A 17617-nucleotide genomic window follows, 5' to 3' on the forward strand; every position below is an offset into this window, starting at 1 on the left:
ACATAATTTTGTGACGAAAAGGTTATCCAACTTGGATAACCTTTTTTTATTAGTAATAATCTTAACACTTTTACCTATTTTTGCTACAGAAATACTAAATAATGAATTTAAATCAGGAGTCATTTATAATACAGGCAAAAACTTTTTTTGGACTTGAAGATATCCTTGTGCAGGAGCTAAAAGAATTAGGTGCATCTAAAATAATAAGTAAAAACAGGGCAGTAGAATTTTATGGAGATTTAGGATTTTTGTATAAAGCTAACTATTCTCTGAGAACAGCTTTGAAAATATTAGTACCTATTTATTCTTTTCAAGCAAAAGATGAAAAAATATTTGAAAGAGAACTTCAAAAATTTCAATGGGATAAATATTTGTATAATAATCAGACATTTGCAATAGATTCAACGGTATATTCAGAGTATTTTACGCACTCACAATATGCCTCATTAAAAATGAAAGATGCAATAGTAGACAGTTTTAGAAAAAAATTTGGAAAAAGACCAGATGTTGACACTAAAAATCCCGATATCAAGTTTCATTTACATATCAGTAATGATCAGGTAACAGTATCATTAGATAGTAGTGGAGATCCATTATTTAAAAGAGGTTACAGAAAAGCAAATTTTGAAGCTCCTATAAATGAGGTTCTTGCTTCCGGATTATTATCATTAGCTGGTTGGGATGGAAAAGGTAATTATTTAGATCCTATGTGTGGTTCAGGAACTTTGCTAATAGAAGCAGCTATGAGAGCTATGAATATACCCCCGCAGTTACATAGAACTAAATTTGGATTTATGAACTGGGCTAATTTTGATCTCGAATTATTTAATAAAATTAAAGAAACCAGACTTAATCGTATCAAACCATTTTCCGGGAAAATAGTAGGGTATGATATTTCTGAAAAAGCAATACAAACTGCTCAAACTAATATTGACGCTGCAGATTTAACAGAATTTATAGAAATAAAAAAACAGAATTTTTTTGATTCTAAAAAAGAACTCTTCCCGGTTTTATTAGTTTTTAATCCACCCTATGATGAAAGAATATCCATTGATGATAATGAATTTTATAAAAAAATAGGAGATACTTTAAAAAGTAATTATAAAAATACACTTTCCTGGTTTATAACAGCAGATTTGGAAGCTTTTAAAAAAGTAGGTTTAAGACCTTCCAGAAAGATAAAGTTATTTAATGGTAAACTGGAATGTAGATTTTTTCAATATGATATTTATGAAGGAACAAAAAAAGCAAATAAATTAATAAGTTAAAAAAAATACAAAAAATCTTTATACTATTTAATAAATCTTTAAAACATGTTATATTTGCAACTGTTATAATAATGCTTTTTATTAGTGCTTTATAAAAATTAGTAAATTTTAATTAATAATGAAAGTAACCTTAATCTCTTTAGATTATTATGGGTACGATAAATATATCGTTTCAGCAATGAAAGAGTTAGGTATTGATGCCTATCATATAGACATATATGAAAATCGATATAAATATCCAAACCTATGGGATAGGTTTAAAAATTTAATTAATAAGACTTTTTTTAAGTCTAATATCAAGAGGTATCACTTATATCAGTTCATTAAAAATGAATTGACTCATATAGGTAAACAGGATAAAATTATAATCATACATGCAGAATGGTTATCTCCTGAAACACTTTCATTATGTAAATCTAAAAGTAATCAAATGATAGCTTATCATTATGATGGAGTACAAAGAATGCCGGCGATTACTAACACCTTTAATTATTTTGATAAAATTTACACTTACGATAAAAGCGATGCAAAAAAATATAATTTAGAATTTATTCCTAACTATATTTACGAATTAAAGGAAAAAAAGATTAATCAGACTAGAAAAGCATTTAATATTTCATCATTAGATAATAGGACTCCAATTTTGGAAAAAATAGCTTCTGTTTTAGACGAAAAAAATTTTTCATATGAATTTTTAGTAGTTAATAGAAGGCAAGTTAATCTTTACAGACCGCATATTCGTACTAAAATTAAATATTTAAACCGCATGGTTTCCAGAGATACTGTTTTAGAAAAAATTGATACTTCAAGTATCATGATTGATATACAGCGACCTGAGCAAGTTGGTTTAACATTCAGAGTATTTGAATCTCTAGGTTACCACAAAAAGTTGATAACAACAAACAAAGATATTGTCAATTATGATTTTTATGATTCTAACAATATCTTACTTATAGATCCTGAAAATATTGTAATTCCCGATGAATTTCTAAATTCTGATTACAAAGATTTACCGGATGATATATTACAAAAATACAGTACTAAAAATTGGGTTAAGAAAATTTTAGACCTGGTTTAGTATTTTATCTACCATTTATTTTTTATATCTTCTCAAGACATCTTACATTTGCAAACTTAAAAGTAACTTATGCGTACTAAATCGGTTGGAAAAAAGAAAATCAATGTAATAACATTAGGTTGTTCAAAAAATGTATATGATTCAGAAGTCCTGATGAGTCAGCTTAAAGCTAATGGAAAAGAAGTAGTTCACGAAAAAAAAGGAGACATTGTAGTAATTAATACTTGCGGATTTATCGATAATGCAAAAGAAGAAAGTATATCCACTATTTTAGATTACGTTGAGCAAAAAGAACAAGGTAAAGTTGATAAAGTATTTGTTACCGGATGTTTATCCGAACGATATAAACCGGATTTAGAAAAAGAAATTCCTAATGTAGATCAGTACTTTGGAACCAGAGATTTACCACTTTTATTAAAAGCGTTAGGGGCTGATTATAAGCATGAGCTGGTGGGTGAACGTTTAGTTACCACTCCTAGACATTTTGCTTATCTGAAAATTTCAGAAGGATGCGACAGACCTTGTAGCTTTTGTGCAATTCCCTTAATGCGGGGCGGACATATTTCAACACCCATCGAAGAACTGGTAAAAGAAGCAAAATTGTTGGTTAAAGGCGGAACCCGTGAACTGATACTGATAGCTCAGGATTTAACTTATTATGGGTTAGATATTTATAAAAAAAGAGCTTTGGCTGATTTATTAAATGAATTGGTGAAAATTGATGGATTAGAATGGATAAGACTTCACTATGCTTTTCCTACAGGTTTTCCTCAGGATGTTCTTGATATCATGAAAGAACAGCCTAAAATTTGTAATTACTTAGATATTCCCCTTCAACATATTTCTGACGATATATTAAAATCAATGAAAAGAGGGACAACGAAAGAAAAAACGAATAGACTCATCAATGATTTTAGAGCTAAAGTTCCTGATATGGCCATTAGAACTACTTTAATAGTCGGATATCCGGGAGAGAGCAGAGAGCATTTTGAGGAATTAAAAGAATGGGTTGCACAGCAAAGATTTGACAGACTTGGTTGTTTTACTTATTCTCATGAAGAAAATACAACCGCTTTTAAATTAGATGATACAGTTTCTGAAGAAGAAAAGCAAGAAAGGGTTAATGAAATTATGGAAATACAATCCAAGATTTCCTGGGAATTAAATCAAGAAAAAATAGGAAATACTTACAAATGTATAATTGATAGAAAAGAAGGGGATTATTTTATAGGAAGAACTGAATATGATTCTCCTGACGTTGATAATGAAGTTTTGGTTCCTGCGGAATCTACCTATTTATCGATAGGTAGTTTCGTTAATGTTAAAATTGTTAGAGCTGAAGATTTTGATTTATACGGAGAAGTTATTTAATTTGAAATAAAGAATCTAAATATTATATATATGAAAAAACTCCGGAAATTTCCGGAGTTTTACATATAATATTACTTTTAATTTTTATAAAACTTCATAAGTTACATTTAACACACCAGCATTAAGACTAGTTAATTCAGCAAAAGCAGCTTTACTTAAATCAAAAACTCTTTTAGGAACAAAAGGTCCTCTATCTGTAATTCTAACAATTACCTCTTTACCGTTTTTAGGATTTCTTATTTTAACTTTAGTACCAAAAGGTAAAGTTTTATGTGCGGCAGTATATTCATTCATATCATATTTTTCACCGCTGGAAGTTTTTCTTCCATGAAATCTGTCCCCATACCAAGAAACTCTCCCTGATAAAGAAAGTTCTACAGCTTCTTCTTCAATACTTTTAATAATTTCTTTAGTTAAAGTATCATTTGTAATAGAGTCAAATTGTAAAGTATCTCCTTTTACTAAATTATGCTTAGAATGTTCGGTAATATGATCTGTTTCAGTATCATTAATTTGCATTGCTGTAAAAGAAAGAGACATTAATAAGACTACTGCTAATGTTACTCTTTTCATAAATTGTTTTTTTGTTTCATTTGCTGGGCAAAATTACAATTGGCAAAAATTAAAAAGTGTTAAAATATTTATTTAGACTTGAAATCACATATAAAAGACCGCCAATTATCAGTAGACAAAGGAAAATTCATGCATTGTTAAAAAAATGTTAAATAAACTTCAATATGTTAATTTTTTTAGCGTTTTAATATCATTATATTGTTAATATATTGTTATTCAGTGTTTTATATATATTGAGGTTTATGTGAAAAATTGTATTTTTGACTATTATAAAATGTTGACTATGAATAAAGTTTTAATCATTTTGCTTATACCTTTAATATTTATGAGTTGTATTCAGGTTGAGCAAAGAAAAAATATAAAAAAAACAGAAGAATATTACAAAGTATTTTCAGAAGGAAAGAATATAGAACAATTTCTGGATTTTTATTCAGATTCAGATCCTATATGGAACGATGCCGTTTCACAATCTTCATATAAAAATAAAGAAAACATAAAAAATAAGTGTCTTTCAATTTGGAATGATAAAGAGTACGAAGGTTCTAAAACAGTTTCTATAAATCAAATGCTTGCAAATGACAGTATTGTTGTTGTAAATGGGCACTACAATTCTTATTATTACAATAATAGTAAATATGATAAAGTTCAGTTTACCGCTTGGTTATATTTTGACAAAAAAAATAAAATAAAAAAGCAAGTTGAGTGGATTCAATATCCATTTGAGGATCTACAATCAATTATTATTTTTAATCAAAACACGCAAATACAATAATTTTATTCGGATGTAATACTAACAATCCTCTTAAATTTAGTACTTTTGTAAGCCAAAATTCAGTAGAGATATGACTTCACAGCAAATCAGACAAACATTTCTTGATTTTTTTGAATCTAAAAAGCATACGATAGTTCCGTCTGCACCCATAGTTTTAAAAGATGATCCCACACTTATGTTTTCCAATTCAGGAATGACCCAGTTTAAAGACTTTTTTCTTGGATATAAAGAACCTAAAAGTGTCAGGGTGGCTGATACCCAAAAGTGTCTTCGGGTTTCCGGAAAACATAATGATTTGGATGACGTAGGTAAAGATACTTACCACCATACCATGTTTGAAATGTTGGGTAACTGGAGTTTTGGAGATTATTTCAAAAAAGAAGCAATTGACTGGGCTTGGGAGCTTTTAACCGAAGTATACAAAATACCTAAGGATTGTTTATATGTAACTATTTTTGAAGGAGATGCTAAGGAAGGGTTGACAAGTGATATGGAAGCCTTTAACTACTGGAAGCAGCACATAGACGAAAATCGTATCTTATTAGGTAATAAAAAAGATAATTTTTGGGAAATGGGTGATACAGGACCTTGTGGTCCATGTTCTGAAATACATGTAGACATAAGATCGACCGATGAAAAAGCCAGTATTGATGGAAAAACATTGGTTAATCAGGATCACCCTCAGGTCATTGAAGTATGGAATCTTGTATTCATGGAATTTCTACGCAAAGCCGACGGAAGTTTAGAAAAATTACCTAAGCAAAATGTTGATACTGGAATGGGGTTTGAAAGACTGTGTATGGTATTGCAAAATAAAACATCAAACTACGATACAGATGTATTTACGCCTTTAATTAAGCGTGTAGAAGAACTTACAGGGTACAAATATGGAAATAATACAGCTACAGATATAGCTTTTAGAGTAGTTGTAGATCACGTAAGGGCAGTGGCATTTGCAATTGCAGATGGACAACTACCTTCCAATTCAGGAGCAGGTTATGTAATCAGACGTATTTTGCGAAGAGCTACAGGATATGCATATAGATTACTTAATAAAAAAGAACCAGTTTTGTTTGAATTAATTTCAGTTCTTAAAAGTCAGATGGGGAAATTTTTCCCCGAAATAGACCAACAGGAAGAATTGATTACTGAAGTTATAAAAGAAGAAGAAACAGGCTTTTTAAGAACTATAGAACAAGGATTGGTAAGATTAGGATCTTTCATTGATTCGAACCCTGATTTAAAAGTTATACCTGGTGATGTAGTTTTTGAATTATATGATACTTATGGATTTCCTTCTGATTTGTCAAGAATTATTGCAGAGGAAAAAGGTTTATCAGTAGATGAACTAGGTTTTGAAGAGCATATGATTAAGCAAAAAGAAAGATCTAAATCTGCAAGTACATTTAAAAATTATGACTGGGAAATATTAGAAGATGATTCTGAAGAAGAATTTGTAGGGTATGATTTTTTGGAAACACATGTTAAAATTACACGATTTAGAAAAGTTGAAAATAAAGACGGTGAGTTTTATCAGCTGGTTTTTCAGGTAACTCCTTTTTATGCTGAAAGTGGTGGACAGGTAGGAGATATAGGATATATAGAAAACCCAAATGAAAAGATTGAAATAATCAATACCCGAAAAGAAAATAATTTAATAGTTCATATTGTAAAAGAACTACCCAAATACCCTGAATTTCCTTTTAATGCAGTAGTTGATAAAAAAAGGAGAGAAGCTATAACAAAAAACCATTCAGCAACCCATTTATTGCATGAAGCTTTACGAGAAGTGCTGGGTACTCATGTTGAACAAAAAGGTTCGTATGTTGGACCTGAATATCTACGGTTTGATTTTTCTCATTTCAGTAAACTGACAAATGAAGAAATTTTTGAAGTTGAAAAAAAGGTGAACATGAAAATCTATGAAAGACTGGATTTGGATGAAAATCGTTCAGTACCTTTTAAAAAAGCTTTAGAAATGGGAGCAATGGCATTATTTGGTGAAAAATACGGAGATGTTGTCAGAGTTATCAAATTTGGAGAATCCGTAGAACTTTGCGGGGGTACTCATGTTAAAAATACTCAGGATATTATTTTCTTTAAAATTATGAGTGAATCTTCAAGTTCTGCAGGAGTAAGAAGAATAGAAGCTATAACAGGAGAAGTTGGGATAAATTTCCTTAAAGAGCAGACAACTCAATTTTATGAACTGCGAGCTTTATTAAAAAATACAGATGATCCGGTTAAATCAGTAGAGAAATTAATAAACGAAAACGAACAACTAAGAAAGCAGGCAGAGATATTATTAAAAGAAAAAGCATTAAATGAAAAATCTAATTGGTTAAACTCAATAGTTGAAATAAATGGAATAAATTACTTAGGTTTAATTACAGATTTAAACAATGCAGCAATCAAAGACTTAGTGTTCCAATTAAAAAATGAAAAAGAAAATTTATTTATTATCATTGGTACAAAAACAGATGATAAACCAACAATTTCAGTAGGCATATCTGATGATTTGGTTGATAAAGGATTACATGCTGGAAAAATAGTTAAAGAACTTGCCCGTGAAATTAACGGAGGAGGAGGAGGACAACCTTCTTATGCTACTGCCGGAGGTAGTAATACGTCAGGACTGGATAATGCCTTGCAAAAATCTAAGCAATGGCTTTCAAATTAATTTTAATAAATTTATCATAAATTACAAACCTTTTTAGATTAAACCTAAAAAGGTTTTTTTATTTACAGCTCCTATAAATTCTTATCCTAGGTTAATAATTTTTAAAGCTAAATCGTCGTAAATTTACTAAAACAAATAATGACGATATAAATATGGAGCTAGGAATAAGCATGTTTGGAGATATAAGAATAGATCCACATACAGGGAAAATTCAGCCGGCACAGCAACGAATAAATGAATTATTAGAAGAAATCAGGTTAATGGATGAAGTAGGTCTGGATTATTTTGGAATAGGAGAGCATCACAGAGCTGACTATGCAGTTTCAAGTCCTGAAATTATTCTTGCTGCAGCTGCAACAATGACAAAAAATATAAAACTAGGAAGTGCTGTTACAGTTTTAAGTTCAGCAGATCCAGTAAAAGTTTACCAAAATTTTGCCACCTTAGATTTGATATCCGATGGGAGAGCAGAGATTATGGCAGGGCGAGGAAGTTTTATTGAGTCATTTCCTTTATTCGGGTTCAATCTTGATGATTATAACGAGTTATTTGAAGAGAAATTAAATTTGCTTTTAGAAATAAATGAACAAAATAATATAACATGGAAAGGTAAATTTAGAGCCTCATTGAATAATCAGCAAGTATTACCCAGAGCAAAAAATGATCAATTAAATATATGGCTGGCAGCCGGAGGAACTCCGGGATCTGTTATCAGAGCTGCTAAACTGGGCTTACCTTTGATGATAGCAATTATTGGAGGTAATCCTGCAAATTTTAAACCCTTGTTTGATTTATATAAACAAGAATATATTAACAATGGTCATAGTATGGATAACTACCAGGTAGGTATTCATTCACATGCTTTATTTGGAGATACCAGCGAAGAAATAGCAGATAAATACTATCCATATTATTCGGCTCAAATGGATAGAATTGGAAGCTCAAGAGGCTGGCATAAATATAGCAAAAGTCAGTTTAATGCTGGAAGAAGTGCTAATGGAGCTATTTTTGTTGGAGATGTAAATCAAACAATAGATAAAATATTATATCAGCAAGAATTATTCGGATTAACCAGGTTTGCAGCTCATATGGATGTGGGAGCTCCGGAGCATAAAGACATTATGCATGCTATCGAACTATATGGAACAAAAATAGCTCCACAAGTAAAAAAATCACTGGATAAATAAGATTTTTATATAATTTTAATTAACAGTTAATTAAAAAAAGCAGTATTAATTTAATACTGCTTTTACTTTCAAAAAATTATCTCTCGAATTATTTTTTGTACATATCTTCAATTAATGATTTAAATTTTTCTAAAACAATTTTGCGTCGGACTTTTAATGTAGGAGTAATTTCCCCGGAATTCATATCAAAATCTGAAGGAAGTAATTGAAATTTTTTTATTTGTTCAAAACCTGCTAAATGCGCTTGCAATTGATTAATACGTTCATTATAAAAATCTTTAATACCTTTTATCGAAACAAGTTCATCAGTAGAATTAAATTTAATATTTAAATTTTTAGCAAACTTTTTAAGAGCTTCAAAATTAGGTACAATCAGTGCAGTAACGTAAGGCTGGTTATCACCAATAATCACAGCTTGCTGTATATAGTTATCATTAGTTAGCATGTTTTCAATAGGTTGTGGAGAAACATATTTTCCATTAGAAGTTTTAAGTAAATCCTTAATACGATCCACAATAATTAAATTTCCTTTCTCATCAAACTTACCAGCATCCCCAGTTTTAAACCATCCATCTTTTGTGAAAACCTTTTGGGTTTCTTCTTCTTTTTTATAATATCCTTTAAAAACTCCATATCCCTTAATAAGAACTTCATCCTCATCACCAATAGCCACCTGTACTCCCGTAACTGGTTTACCTGCAGTTCCATGTTCATAATGAGTAAAAGGAAACGCCGTAACAGTAGCCATCGTTTCAGTTAATCCATAACCAATGGTTAAATGAATACCAATAGCATCGAAAAAGCGTGTTATATCGGAAGTTATCGAAGCACCTCCCACAGGAATAAACCATAAACGTCCGCCTAGTTGTTCTTTTACTTTTTTGAAAGCAAGTTTATTGGCTAAATTATATTTTAATGCTAAAGATAACGGAATTTTTTCTTCTTTTCTTTTAAGCTCTGATACTTTAGCACCTACAGATATAGACCATTTGAAAAACTTCTGTGCAGCCTTTGAACTGTTTTCGATTTTTTCATTAATAGAATTATATATTTTCTGAAATAACCTAGGTACTGAGCACATAGTTGTCGGCTTCACTTCTAGCAAATACTGGGCAATTTCTTTAGGATATTCACAAAAACTCAACTCTCCACCACACGAAAGTACAAACGAGCTCCAGCAATTTTCAAAAACATGGCTTAGAGGTAGAAAGACAAGAGAATTTTCGTGAGAAGGATAAATATTAAAAAATTTGATATGAGCTTCACATACATTTATAAAACCTCCATGAGAAAGCATTACTCCCTTAGGTTCTCCGGTAGTTCCGGAAGTGTATATGATAGAAGCTATTTCATCGTCATCTTTTTCATAAACATCAAAATGAGCAGATTCATTTTCTATTAGTTTGTGGAAATGAGAAGAAAATTTACTCTTAATTTCAATAGTGTTTTTTGCAGCAATAATATGCTCAATAGAAGTACTTTTCGAGTATACTTCTAGTAAATTATCGTATTGTTTCTGATTACCTGCTAATACTATTTTAATATCAGCTTCCTCAATGATATATTTAGCCTGATCTGCAGTCAAAGTACCGTAAATTGGGACTGTAACGGCGCCTGTAGATAATATTGCAAAATTCATGATCATCCACTGGGGAATATTGTCAGCATAAATAGCTACATTATCATTAGGTTGTACACCCAGTTTTTTCAGAGAATGGGCCGTTTGCATAATCAAGTCGTGAAATTCTTTCCACGAATAACTTTTCCATTCGTTATCTTCCTTAAAATTTAAGGCTGTTTTAGTATCTAGTTTTTTATTATCTAATATTAACTGTGAAAAGTTCATTTTTTCTTTCTATAATTATACATACATCAGTTAGCTATGCTTTTACGCGAGGCAAAAGTATAAATATTATTTAACTAGTAACGTAATGTTAGTAACAAATCTTATATTATTAATAATGTTTTTGCATTAATAAATGATTATACGTAATTTTAACATTCAAAAAACTTTTAAATTATGGTGTCAGGTATCGTAAATACTTTTATACAATGGTATGTTAAAAAAAGAGTTAAACAAATGGAAGTATTTATTAACAATCCTATTGATACTCAAAATGCAATATTATCAACACTAATATATAAAGCTAAAGATACTGAATATGGAAAGAAATATAATTTTAAAGACATTTCTTCCTATCAAGATTTTAGAAAACAAGTACCTCTGGTTTCTTACGAAGAGTTTGAATCTTACATAACTCGTGCAAGAAAAGGAGAAAAAGATATTATATGGCCTGGCTCTATTCAATGGTATGCAAAATCATCCGGTACTACTAATGCTCAAAGTAAATTTATTCCGATTACTAACGATAGTTTAGAAGAATGTCATTATAAAGCAGGAAAAGATTTATTTTCAATGTACGCTTTTAACAATCCTGATACAAAAATATTTGAATGTAAAAATTTAAGGTTAGGAGGTACACGCGAAAATTATGATGGTTTTGATTCCAAATATGGCGATCTTTCTGCTGTACTTATTGATAACTTACCCTTTTGGGCTGAATGGAAAAGTACACCCGATAAAGAAGTTTCCTTATTAAAAGATTGGGAAATTAAAATGCCGGCAATAGTTGAGCAGGTTTTATCTCAGGATGTAGGTAGTTTCACCGGAGTTCCTTCTTGGATGATGGTCTTGTTGAGAAAAGTATTAGACACCACTGGAAAAAAATATATAGATGAAGTCTGGCCTAATATTGAGTGCTTTTTCCATGGGGGAATAAGCTTTACTCCCTATGCGGAACAATATAGCTCTATATTTTCAAGACCTATAAATTATTATGAAATTTATAATGCTTCAGAAGGATATTTTGCTATGCAGGATACTAATCAATCTAAGGATATGCTTCTCATGTTAGATTATGGCATATTTTATGAGTTTATACCTATGGATGAATTTTATAATGAGAATCCGACGATAGTATCTTTAGAAGAAGTTCAGTTAAATACTAATTACGCAATGATTATAAGTACAAATGGTGGTTTATGGCGTTATATAATTGGAGATACGGTTAAATTTGTTTCTCAGATACCTTATAGAATAAAAGTAACAGGCAGAACTAAATTTTATATTAATGCTTTTGGTGAAGAACTTATGGTTGAAAATGCCGAAAAAGCTCTTAAAATAGCTGAAGAAAAGACAAAAGCAATTATATCCGAATATACGGCAGGGCCTGTTTTTATGAATGGAAAAGAAAAGGGTGCGCATGAATGGGTAATTGAATTTACAAAAGAACCGGATTCATTAGATCATTTTACTCAAATACTGGATAAAGAGTTACAAAGACTTAATTCAGATTATGAAGCTAAAAGATACAATAATATGACACTTAATCTTCCGATAGTACATTCTGTACGTAAAAATCTTTTTTATGACTGGATGAAGCTAAGAGGTAAACTGGGAGGTCAGAACAAAGTTCCCAGACTTGCTAATGATCGTGAATATCTGGATTCAATATTAAGTATAAAATAAAGTCCTTTTTTTGAAAATAAAATTTAAATATAAATTTATGAAAAAATTAGGAATTTTAACAGGAGTTTTATGTATTTTATGCTCATGTTCACGTCCCGCCAATCAGACTTTGGTTGGTAATGACAGCGATAAACACGGATGTAAAGGTTCCGCAGGTTACCAGTGGTCTCAGTTAAAAAATGATTGTATCCGTACATTTGAAGATGGAGTTCAATTGTCTCCTGTAAGTGTTTCAACTTCAGCTGCTTACGTTTTAAAGGTTAAAGATAAGGTTGAAGTGTTTGAGGCTTCAGTTCCCGGATCTGTCGTTTTAATTAAGCAAAATGACAAAAGCTGGAAAAACGGAGTTTGGGAAGTTGATAATGTAAATGGTAAATATTTGCTTAAAAAAAATGGAAAAGTTATTTATCAAAACTAACATAAATTAAGTATTTCCATTGTTTAAAATCCAATTAATTATTTAAAAACATTTTAAAAACTTACTCTGTAAGCTTAATAATTTTAATAGAGTTATAATAATGTACTTTGATAATAAAATTGTTAATAACGATTTTATTATCAAAGTATTAAAAAATATATAATAAATTATTTTTGATACAATATGAATTGGTTGTACATTTATTTATTCATTTAATTCTACTTATAATATGAATCAACCCCCATTAGCCGAAAGGATGCGCCCTAAAACTTTAGATGAATACCAGTATCAGGAACATTTAATTGGTGAAGGAGCTCCTATCAGAAGAATGGTAGATAGTGGTAATATTGCATCTATGATTCTTTGGGGACCTCCGGGTACGGGTAAGACTACTTTAGCTGAAATAGTTGCATCCGAATCGAAAAGAGAATACTATACTCTGAGTGCAGTAAGTTCAGGAGTGAAAGAGGTTAGAGAGGTTATTGAACAAGCTAAGAAACAAAATCTTTTTAGCGGCAAAAGTCCCATTTTATTCATAGATGAAATACATAGATTTAATAAATCACAACAAGACAGTCTTTTACAAGCTGTAGAAAAAGGTTGGATTGTATTAATTGGTGCAACCACAGAAAATCCTAGTTTTGAAGTAGTATCCGCATTATTATCCCGTTGTCAGGTATATACCCTTTATTCTTTAGATAAAAAAGCATTGTCTAATTTACTCCACCGAGCTGTAACCGAAGATGTTTTTTTGTCTAAGAAAAAAATAAATCTGGAAGAAGAAGAAGCTCTCATGCAATTTTCAGGAGGAGATGCAAGAAAATTGTTAAACGGTCTAGATTTAGTTGTTCAGCAATTTAAGGATAATGAATCCATTGATATTACAAATGATGAAGTGAAGAAGGTTATACAGGAAAATATGGCCCTATATGACAAAGATGGAGAACAGCATTATGATATAATTTCAGCTTTTATTAAATCTATACGAGGATCTGATCCTAACGCAGCGGTATATTGGCTGGCTCGTATGTTAGAAGGAGGAGAAGATATAAAGTTTATAGCCCGTAGAATGGTAATTTCAGCCTCTGAAGATATTGGAATGGCCAATCCTACAGCATTGATTCTTGCAAATAATACATTTCAAGCAGTCAATGTCATTGGGAATCCTGAATCCAGAATATTATTGAGTCAATGTGCGATTTATCTTGCAACCTCTCCAAAATCCAATGCATCTTATTTATCAATTGATTCTGCAATTTCTTTTGTAAGAAAAACAGGTAATCTTCCAGTACCTTTACATCTTAGAAATGCACCTACTAAACTGATGAAAGATTTAAATTACGGTGTAGATTATAAATATTCGCATAACTACCCTGGTAATTTTGTATATCAGGATTTTCTTCCTGAAGAAGCATCTAATGAAACTTTTTATATTCCGGGAATTAACTCTAAAGAAAGTAAAATAAAAGAATATTTAAAAAGCTTATGGAAAGATAAGTATAACTATTAATTTTATTATTACTGAACTAACAAACAGACAATTAATAGTCTGCTTGTTAGTAAATATATATATTTTAATCTACAATTAATTTACCTCTCATCAGTACATGATGTCCTGGAAAAGTACATAGAAAATCATACGTTCCCTTCTCATTTATTGTAAAAGTAATTGTATCTGATTCACCACCCCCTAATAATTTTGTATGTGCAATTATTTTTGAAGTATCTGTAGGAATATAATCATTGGAAGCAAATTTTAAAGCTTCACGTCCAAAAGCATCTATATCGGTTCCTGATTTCAAAATTACTAGATTGTGGCCCATGTCAGCTTTGCTGGCTTTTCCTACATGAGTAAGTTTTAAAGTAATTGGTTTTCCAGCCTTTGCTTTTAACTCTGTAATATCGTATTGCATATTATCAGCACCTTCAATTTCCAGTACGTTTTCAGGTAAATTTGCACGCCTTTCTTCCTTAGATTTTTGTATGTCTTCAGCTGTTGTATTGGCTGCAATTGCTAGAGGATCCGATTTTCCTGAATTTTCACTATTTTTATTACAAGATATAATAGTCATTGAAAGTCCTAAAGCTAGTAAGCTTAATATTTTTGTTATTTTTTTCATGTTTAACTGATTTTTATTAAAAAATTTTAAATTAAATTTACTTATAATTTAGTTATTTGCAAAACTGATATTTATTAGTTTCGTATAGTTTTATTATTTTAGATCATATTCTTTTTCTGGATGTAAACATTATGCTAATTATAATGCCTGAGATTCCAAAAAGAAGAAATAGAGAAAACCAGGGAATCATTTGAAAATATATTAAAGATACCTTCCATGGTAAAAATAAAGATATCCCTTGTAAAAAAAGTAAAAATTCTGTACTTAAAAATCCTACGGTAAAAACTATAGCCCCTAAATAAAAAATTTGGGTATTGATTTTAAATGAGGAAAAAAATCCAATATAAATAAATAAGAATGTAGAGTACATACCTAACACAACTAGATGTATAAATCCAATATACAGATTTCTGATTAAGATTGAATATTCTGTTAATTCTGGAAGTATTAAAAGTAATTGTATGATTGATTTAAATGTATAGGCAATTAAAAAAACTATATAAATATAATAAATATAATGGCTTTTAAGTTTAAATGCTTTTTTTAATGTTGGATGAATATACCTAATAAAATATATAAGAGAAAACAATTGAAATATATTTCCCGTATTTTGCAACCAATAAAGGATATCTAATTTTAAATCCTTCATTAGAGGGAGTGCAAAACCCAATAATGTAGCAAGCAAACTTGATATATAAAACCAATTTATTTTTTTTGGAAACTCTTTAGTGTATTTATGGTATACATTAATAATAAAAGACAGTAAGCCAAATAAAAACCAGCCGTTTATTTGAAAATGTAAAAAAAACTGTACGGATATAGAGTAAAAAACAGAGTCTTTTCCAAGCTTAGCTATTGTCATCCCTAGTGTCCAGATACCCAATGTTGAAAGCAGCAGAAAAAATAAGGATGTTTTTAAAAAAAGCTGATCTGGTTTATTCCAACAAAGATAACGCCAGGTGACATAGCAAAATACATATGCGCATACAATGTATAAGGTAGAGAATAAAATTGAAAAAAAAGCATATCCTTGAAAGGGAAAGCTGACCAGCATCCCTAAAACACTTAGCTGGGTTAATTGAAAAAGTATGTTATAACTACGTTTTGTTTTTTGATTATCAGGTATGTATTGATCATAAATTATGGTATAATACATTAAAAACAACCATCCTAATAATGCTATATGAGAATGAGTATGTAAGAAATTATTATAGGGAATTTGAAGATTATAAAGCTGGGAAAATCTTAAAATTAATCCGGCTAATGCAGCAAGAAAAAAATAAAAAAGACTAATTATGACCCAGCTTTTTTTCATTGGTTTTTTACTAATTAAAAGACGCCTCCATTTTTATAGATTTAGGAAATAAGATATTATTTTCTAAATGGATGTGCTTGTGTAAATTTTGTTCGAATTCATCTAGCATTGAAAAGGAAACTTTGTAAGTATTACAAGCTCCTTCAGGAGGAGTATATCCATGAGATAATTCCGAAATTTTTCTGAACCTGTCTCCTTCAACTGAATGATCATCCATCATCATGGCTATTGGGTTTTCAATGCTTCCAAAATGCCCCGGTTGCATCGGTTGATTACTAGATTTTGCTTCAACCATTTTGCGTATAAAAGGAAATAGTATCATTTCTTCTTTCTTTAAATGTGTAAGCAAATCTTCGGAAGATTGTAAAAAAAGTTCAAGTATTTCTTTTAGTTCAGGATTTCTTTCTCCATGTACTTTATAGACTTTGGTTAAAAATTGTGTTAATGGTGGAACCTTTTCCCTGATGTATTCGTGATGAGTTTTAACTATATAATCTGCTAATAAATCTAAAGGCCAAGAATTAAAATCTACAGACTCGTTTTTAGAAGTTATTGATTCTTCAAGTTCTTTAACCAGTTCATCAGAATTAATAGATTTTTTTTCACAAACATGCTCAACAGTTTTATCGCCTCTACAGCAAAAATCAATTTTATATTTAGAAAAAACAGCAGCAGTTCTAAAGTCTTCAGCTACAATTTCACCAATGGTTTTATTAAAGATTGCATTCATAATTGTTATATTTAATAGGTATCAATTTTCAAAAAAGTAAGTCCGTGGTCTATTCCCAGCATCAAATCCTGTAAAGATGTTTTAGTAAGCATTTGTTTAAGCTCCTCACGGATATGTTTAAAGCGGTCATGGACAGGGCAAGGAGTCAATTCGGAACATTGCGGAAGTCCTAGTGCACATCCCCTGAATACCGAATCACCGTCAATAGCCGTAACTATATCGGAAAGTTTTATTTTTTCAAGAGATATTTCTTCAATATAAAAACCTCCGGTAGGGCCTTTAAATGATTTAATGATTTTATTTTTAGTAAGTATTTGTAATATTTTAGCTGTAAATGCGACAGGAGAATTTATTTCTTCTGCAATTTCCTTAATCCCTGATTTTTGATTTTTACAGGAATGATTGGCTATTAATAGAGTTGCCCGGATGGCATATTCACAACTTTTTGAAAACATAAATAATTTTTTTTCATTGCAAATATAATAAAAAATAATAGAGGACAAAAATGTCTTTTATGAAAAATAAATATTAATTTTACTTATGCAGAAATAATAAGGCTTTAAATATTTATAATAA

15 protein-coding genes are annotated in these 17617 nt (G+C 30.2%); 9 read left to right on the forward strand and 6 right to left on the reverse strand.

Annotated features, from left to right (window positions below; translation table 11 throughout):
• Positions 1-101 precede the first annotated feature (101 nt).
• From EOV51_RS11010 to rimO, 3 genes are all read left to right on the forward strand, one after another.
• Positions 102-1268 carry a THUMP domain-containing class I SAM-dependent RNA methyltransferase gene (locus tag EOV51_RS11010; RefSeq protein ID WP_128152580.1) on the forward strand — a complete coding sequence of 389 codons (1167 nt, stop codon included), beginning with the start codon at positions 102-104 and terminating at the stop codon, positions 1266-1268.
• A gap of 118 nt (positions 1269-1386) precedes the next feature.
• Positions 1387-2346 carry a hypothetical protein gene (locus tag EOV51_RS11015; RefSeq protein ID WP_128152581.1) on the forward strand — a complete coding sequence of 320 codons (960 nt, stop codon included), beginning with the start codon at positions 1387-1389 and terminating at the stop codon, positions 2344-2346.
• A gap of 69 nt (positions 2347-2415) precedes the next feature.
• A complete protein-coding gene (gene rimO / locus EOV51_RS11020; protein ID WP_128152582.1) occupies positions 2416-3717 on the forward strand; it encodes a 30S ribosomal protein S12 methylthiotransferase RimO in 1302 nt (433 codons plus the stop codon).
• Between the two features lie 84 nt (positions 3718-3801).
• On the opposite strand, the gene EOV51_RS11025 is transcribed toward rimO, so the two are convergent.
• Positions 3802-4290, reverse strand: coding sequence for a septal ring lytic transglycosylase RlpA family protein (locus EOV51_RS11025; protein ID WP_228427621.1), 489 nt, complete (start codon positions 4288-4290; stop codon positions 3802-3804).
• A gap of 283 nt (positions 4291-4573) precedes the next feature.
• Between EOV51_RS11025 and EOV51_RS11030 the strand changes: the two genes are divergently transcribed.
• The 3 genes from EOV51_RS11030 (at position 4574) to EOV51_RS11040 (ending at position 8929) form a co-directional block, all read left to right on the forward strand.
• Positions 4574-5062 (forward strand): hypothetical protein, encoded by a 489-nt coding sequence (locus EOV51_RS11030; RefSeq protein WP_128152583.1) that lies wholly within the window; start codon positions 4574-4576, stop codon positions 5060-5062.
• Between the two features lie 70 nt (positions 5063-5132).
• Positions 5133-7742 carry an alanine--tRNA ligase gene (alaS, locus tag EOV51_RS11035; RefSeq protein WP_128152584.1) on the forward strand — a complete coding sequence of 870 codons (2610 nt, stop codon included), beginning with the start codon at positions 5133-5135 and terminating at the stop codon, positions 7740-7742.
• A 152-nt stretch (positions 7743-7894) separates the two neighbouring features.
• The gene (locus EOV51_RS11040) at positions 7895-8929 is read left to right on the forward strand and encodes an LLM class flavin-dependent oxidoreductase (protein WP_128152585.1); all 1035 of its coding nucleotides are present in this window, start codon (positions 7895-7897) and stop codon (positions 8927-8929) included.
• An 88-nt stretch (positions 8930-9017) separates the two neighbouring features.
• On the opposite strand, the gene EOV51_RS11045 is transcribed toward EOV51_RS11040, so the two are convergent.
• Entirely contained in the window at positions 9018-10775 is a 1758-nt protein-coding gene (locus tag EOV51_RS11045) for an AMP-dependent synthetase/ligase (protein WP_128152586.1), read from the reverse strand.
• A gap of 171 nt (positions 10776-10946) precedes the next feature.
• On the opposite strand from EOV51_RS11045, the gene EOV51_RS11050 reads away from it, so the two are divergent.
• The 3 genes from EOV51_RS11050 (at position 10947) to EOV51_RS11060 (ending at position 14386) form a co-directional block, all read left to right on the forward strand.
• Positions 10947-12458 carry a GH3 auxin-responsive promoter family protein gene (locus tag EOV51_RS11050; protein ID WP_370449519.1) on the forward strand — a complete coding sequence of 504 codons (1512 nt, stop codon included), beginning with the start codon at positions 10947-10949 and terminating at the stop codon, positions 12456-12458.
• Between the two features lie 37 nt (positions 12459-12495).
• Positions 12496-12876 (forward strand): hypothetical protein, encoded by a 381-nt coding sequence (locus EOV51_RS11055; protein WP_128152588.1) that lies wholly within the window; start codon positions 12496-12498, stop codon positions 12874-12876.
• Between the two features lie 229 nt (positions 12877-13105).
• Entirely contained in the window at positions 13106-14386 is a 1281-nt protein-coding gene (locus EOV51_RS11060; RefSeq protein ID WP_128152589.1) for a replication-associated recombination protein A, read from the forward strand.
• Between the two features lie 64 nt (positions 14387-14450).
• Here the strand turns inward: EOV51_RS11060 and azu are convergent, their stop codons facing one another.
• From azu to EOV51_RS11080, 4 genes are all read right to left on the reverse strand, one after another.
• A complete protein-coding gene (gene azu / locus EOV51_RS11065; RefSeq protein ID WP_128152590.1) occupies positions 14451-14996 on the reverse strand; it encodes an azurin in 546 nt (181 codons plus the stop codon).
• A 103-nt stretch (positions 14997-15099) separates the two neighbouring features.
• Positions 15100-16311 (reverse strand): hypothetical protein, encoded by a 1212-nt coding sequence (locus EOV51_RS11070; protein WP_128152591.1) that lies wholly within the window; start codon positions 16309-16311, stop codon positions 15100-15102.
• 10 nt (positions 16312-16321) lie between these two features.
• A complete protein-coding gene (gene ric, locus EOV51_RS11075; RefSeq protein ID WP_128153345.1) occupies positions 16322-17032 on the reverse strand; it encodes an iron-sulfur cluster repair di-iron protein in 711 nt (236 codons plus the stop codon).
• 20 nt (positions 17033-17052) lie between these two features.
• Positions 17053-17496 carry an RrF2 family transcriptional regulator gene (locus EOV51_RS11080; protein WP_128152592.1) on the reverse strand — a complete coding sequence of 148 codons (444 nt, stop codon included), beginning with the start codon at positions 17494-17496 and terminating at the stop codon, positions 17053-17055.
• Positions 17497-17617: the final 121 nt, after the last annotated feature.

Source organism: Apibacter raozihei (genome assembly GCF_004014855.1).
Lineage (GTDB): Bacteria > Bacteroidota > Bacteroidia > Flavobacteriales > Weeksellaceae > Apibacter > Apibacter raozihei.

Coding starts and splice junctions, on each gene's coding strand:
- EOV51_RS11025 (WP_228427621.1), bottom strand. CDS start 4,290: ATGAAAAGAGTAACATTAGCAGTAGTCTTATTAATGTCTCTTTCTTTT.
- EOV51_RS11010 (WP_128152580.1), top strand. CDS start 102: ATGAATTTAAATCAGGAGTCATTTATAATACAGGCAAAAACTTTTTTT.
- EOV51_RS11015 (WP_128152581.1), top strand. CDS start 1,387: ATGAAAGTAACCTTAATCTCTTTAGATTATTATGGGTACGATAAATAT.
- EOV51_RS11055 (WP_128152588.1), top strand. CDS start 12,496: ATGAAAAAATTAGGAATTTTAACAGGAGTTTTATGTATTTTATGCTCA.
- azu (WP_128152590.1), bottom strand. CDS start 14,996: ATGAAAAAAATAACAAAAATATTAAGCTTACTAGCTTTAGGACTTTCA.
- EOV51_RS11045 (WP_128152586.1), bottom strand. CDS start 10,775: ATGAACTTTTCACAGTTAATATTAGATAATAAAAAACTAGATACTAAA.
- rimO (WP_128152582.1), top strand. CDS start 2,416: ATGCGTACTAAATCGGTTGGAAAAAAGAAAATCAATGTAATAACATTA.
- EOV51_RS11080 (WP_128152592.1), bottom strand. CDS start 17,496: ATGTTTTCAAAAAGTTGTGAATATGCCATCCGGGCAACTCTATTAATA.
- EOV51_RS11030 (WP_128152583.1), top strand. CDS start 4,574: ATGAATAAAGTTTTAATCATTTTGCTTATACCTTTAATATTTATGAGT.
- alaS (WP_128152584.1), top strand. CDS start 5,133: ATGACTTCACAGCAAATCAGACAAACATTTCTTGATTTTTTTGAATCT.
- EOV51_RS11060 (WP_128152589.1), top strand. CDS start 13,106: ATGAATCAACCCCCATTAGCCGAAAGGATGCGCCCTAAAACTTTAGAT.
- EOV51_RS11070 (WP_128152591.1), bottom strand. CDS start 16,311: ATGAAAAAAAGCTGGGTCATAATTAGTCTTTTTTATTTTTTTCTTGCT.
- EOV51_RS11040 (WP_128152585.1), top strand. CDS start 7,895: ATGGAGCTAGGAATAAGCATGTTTGGAGATATAAGAATAGATCCACAT.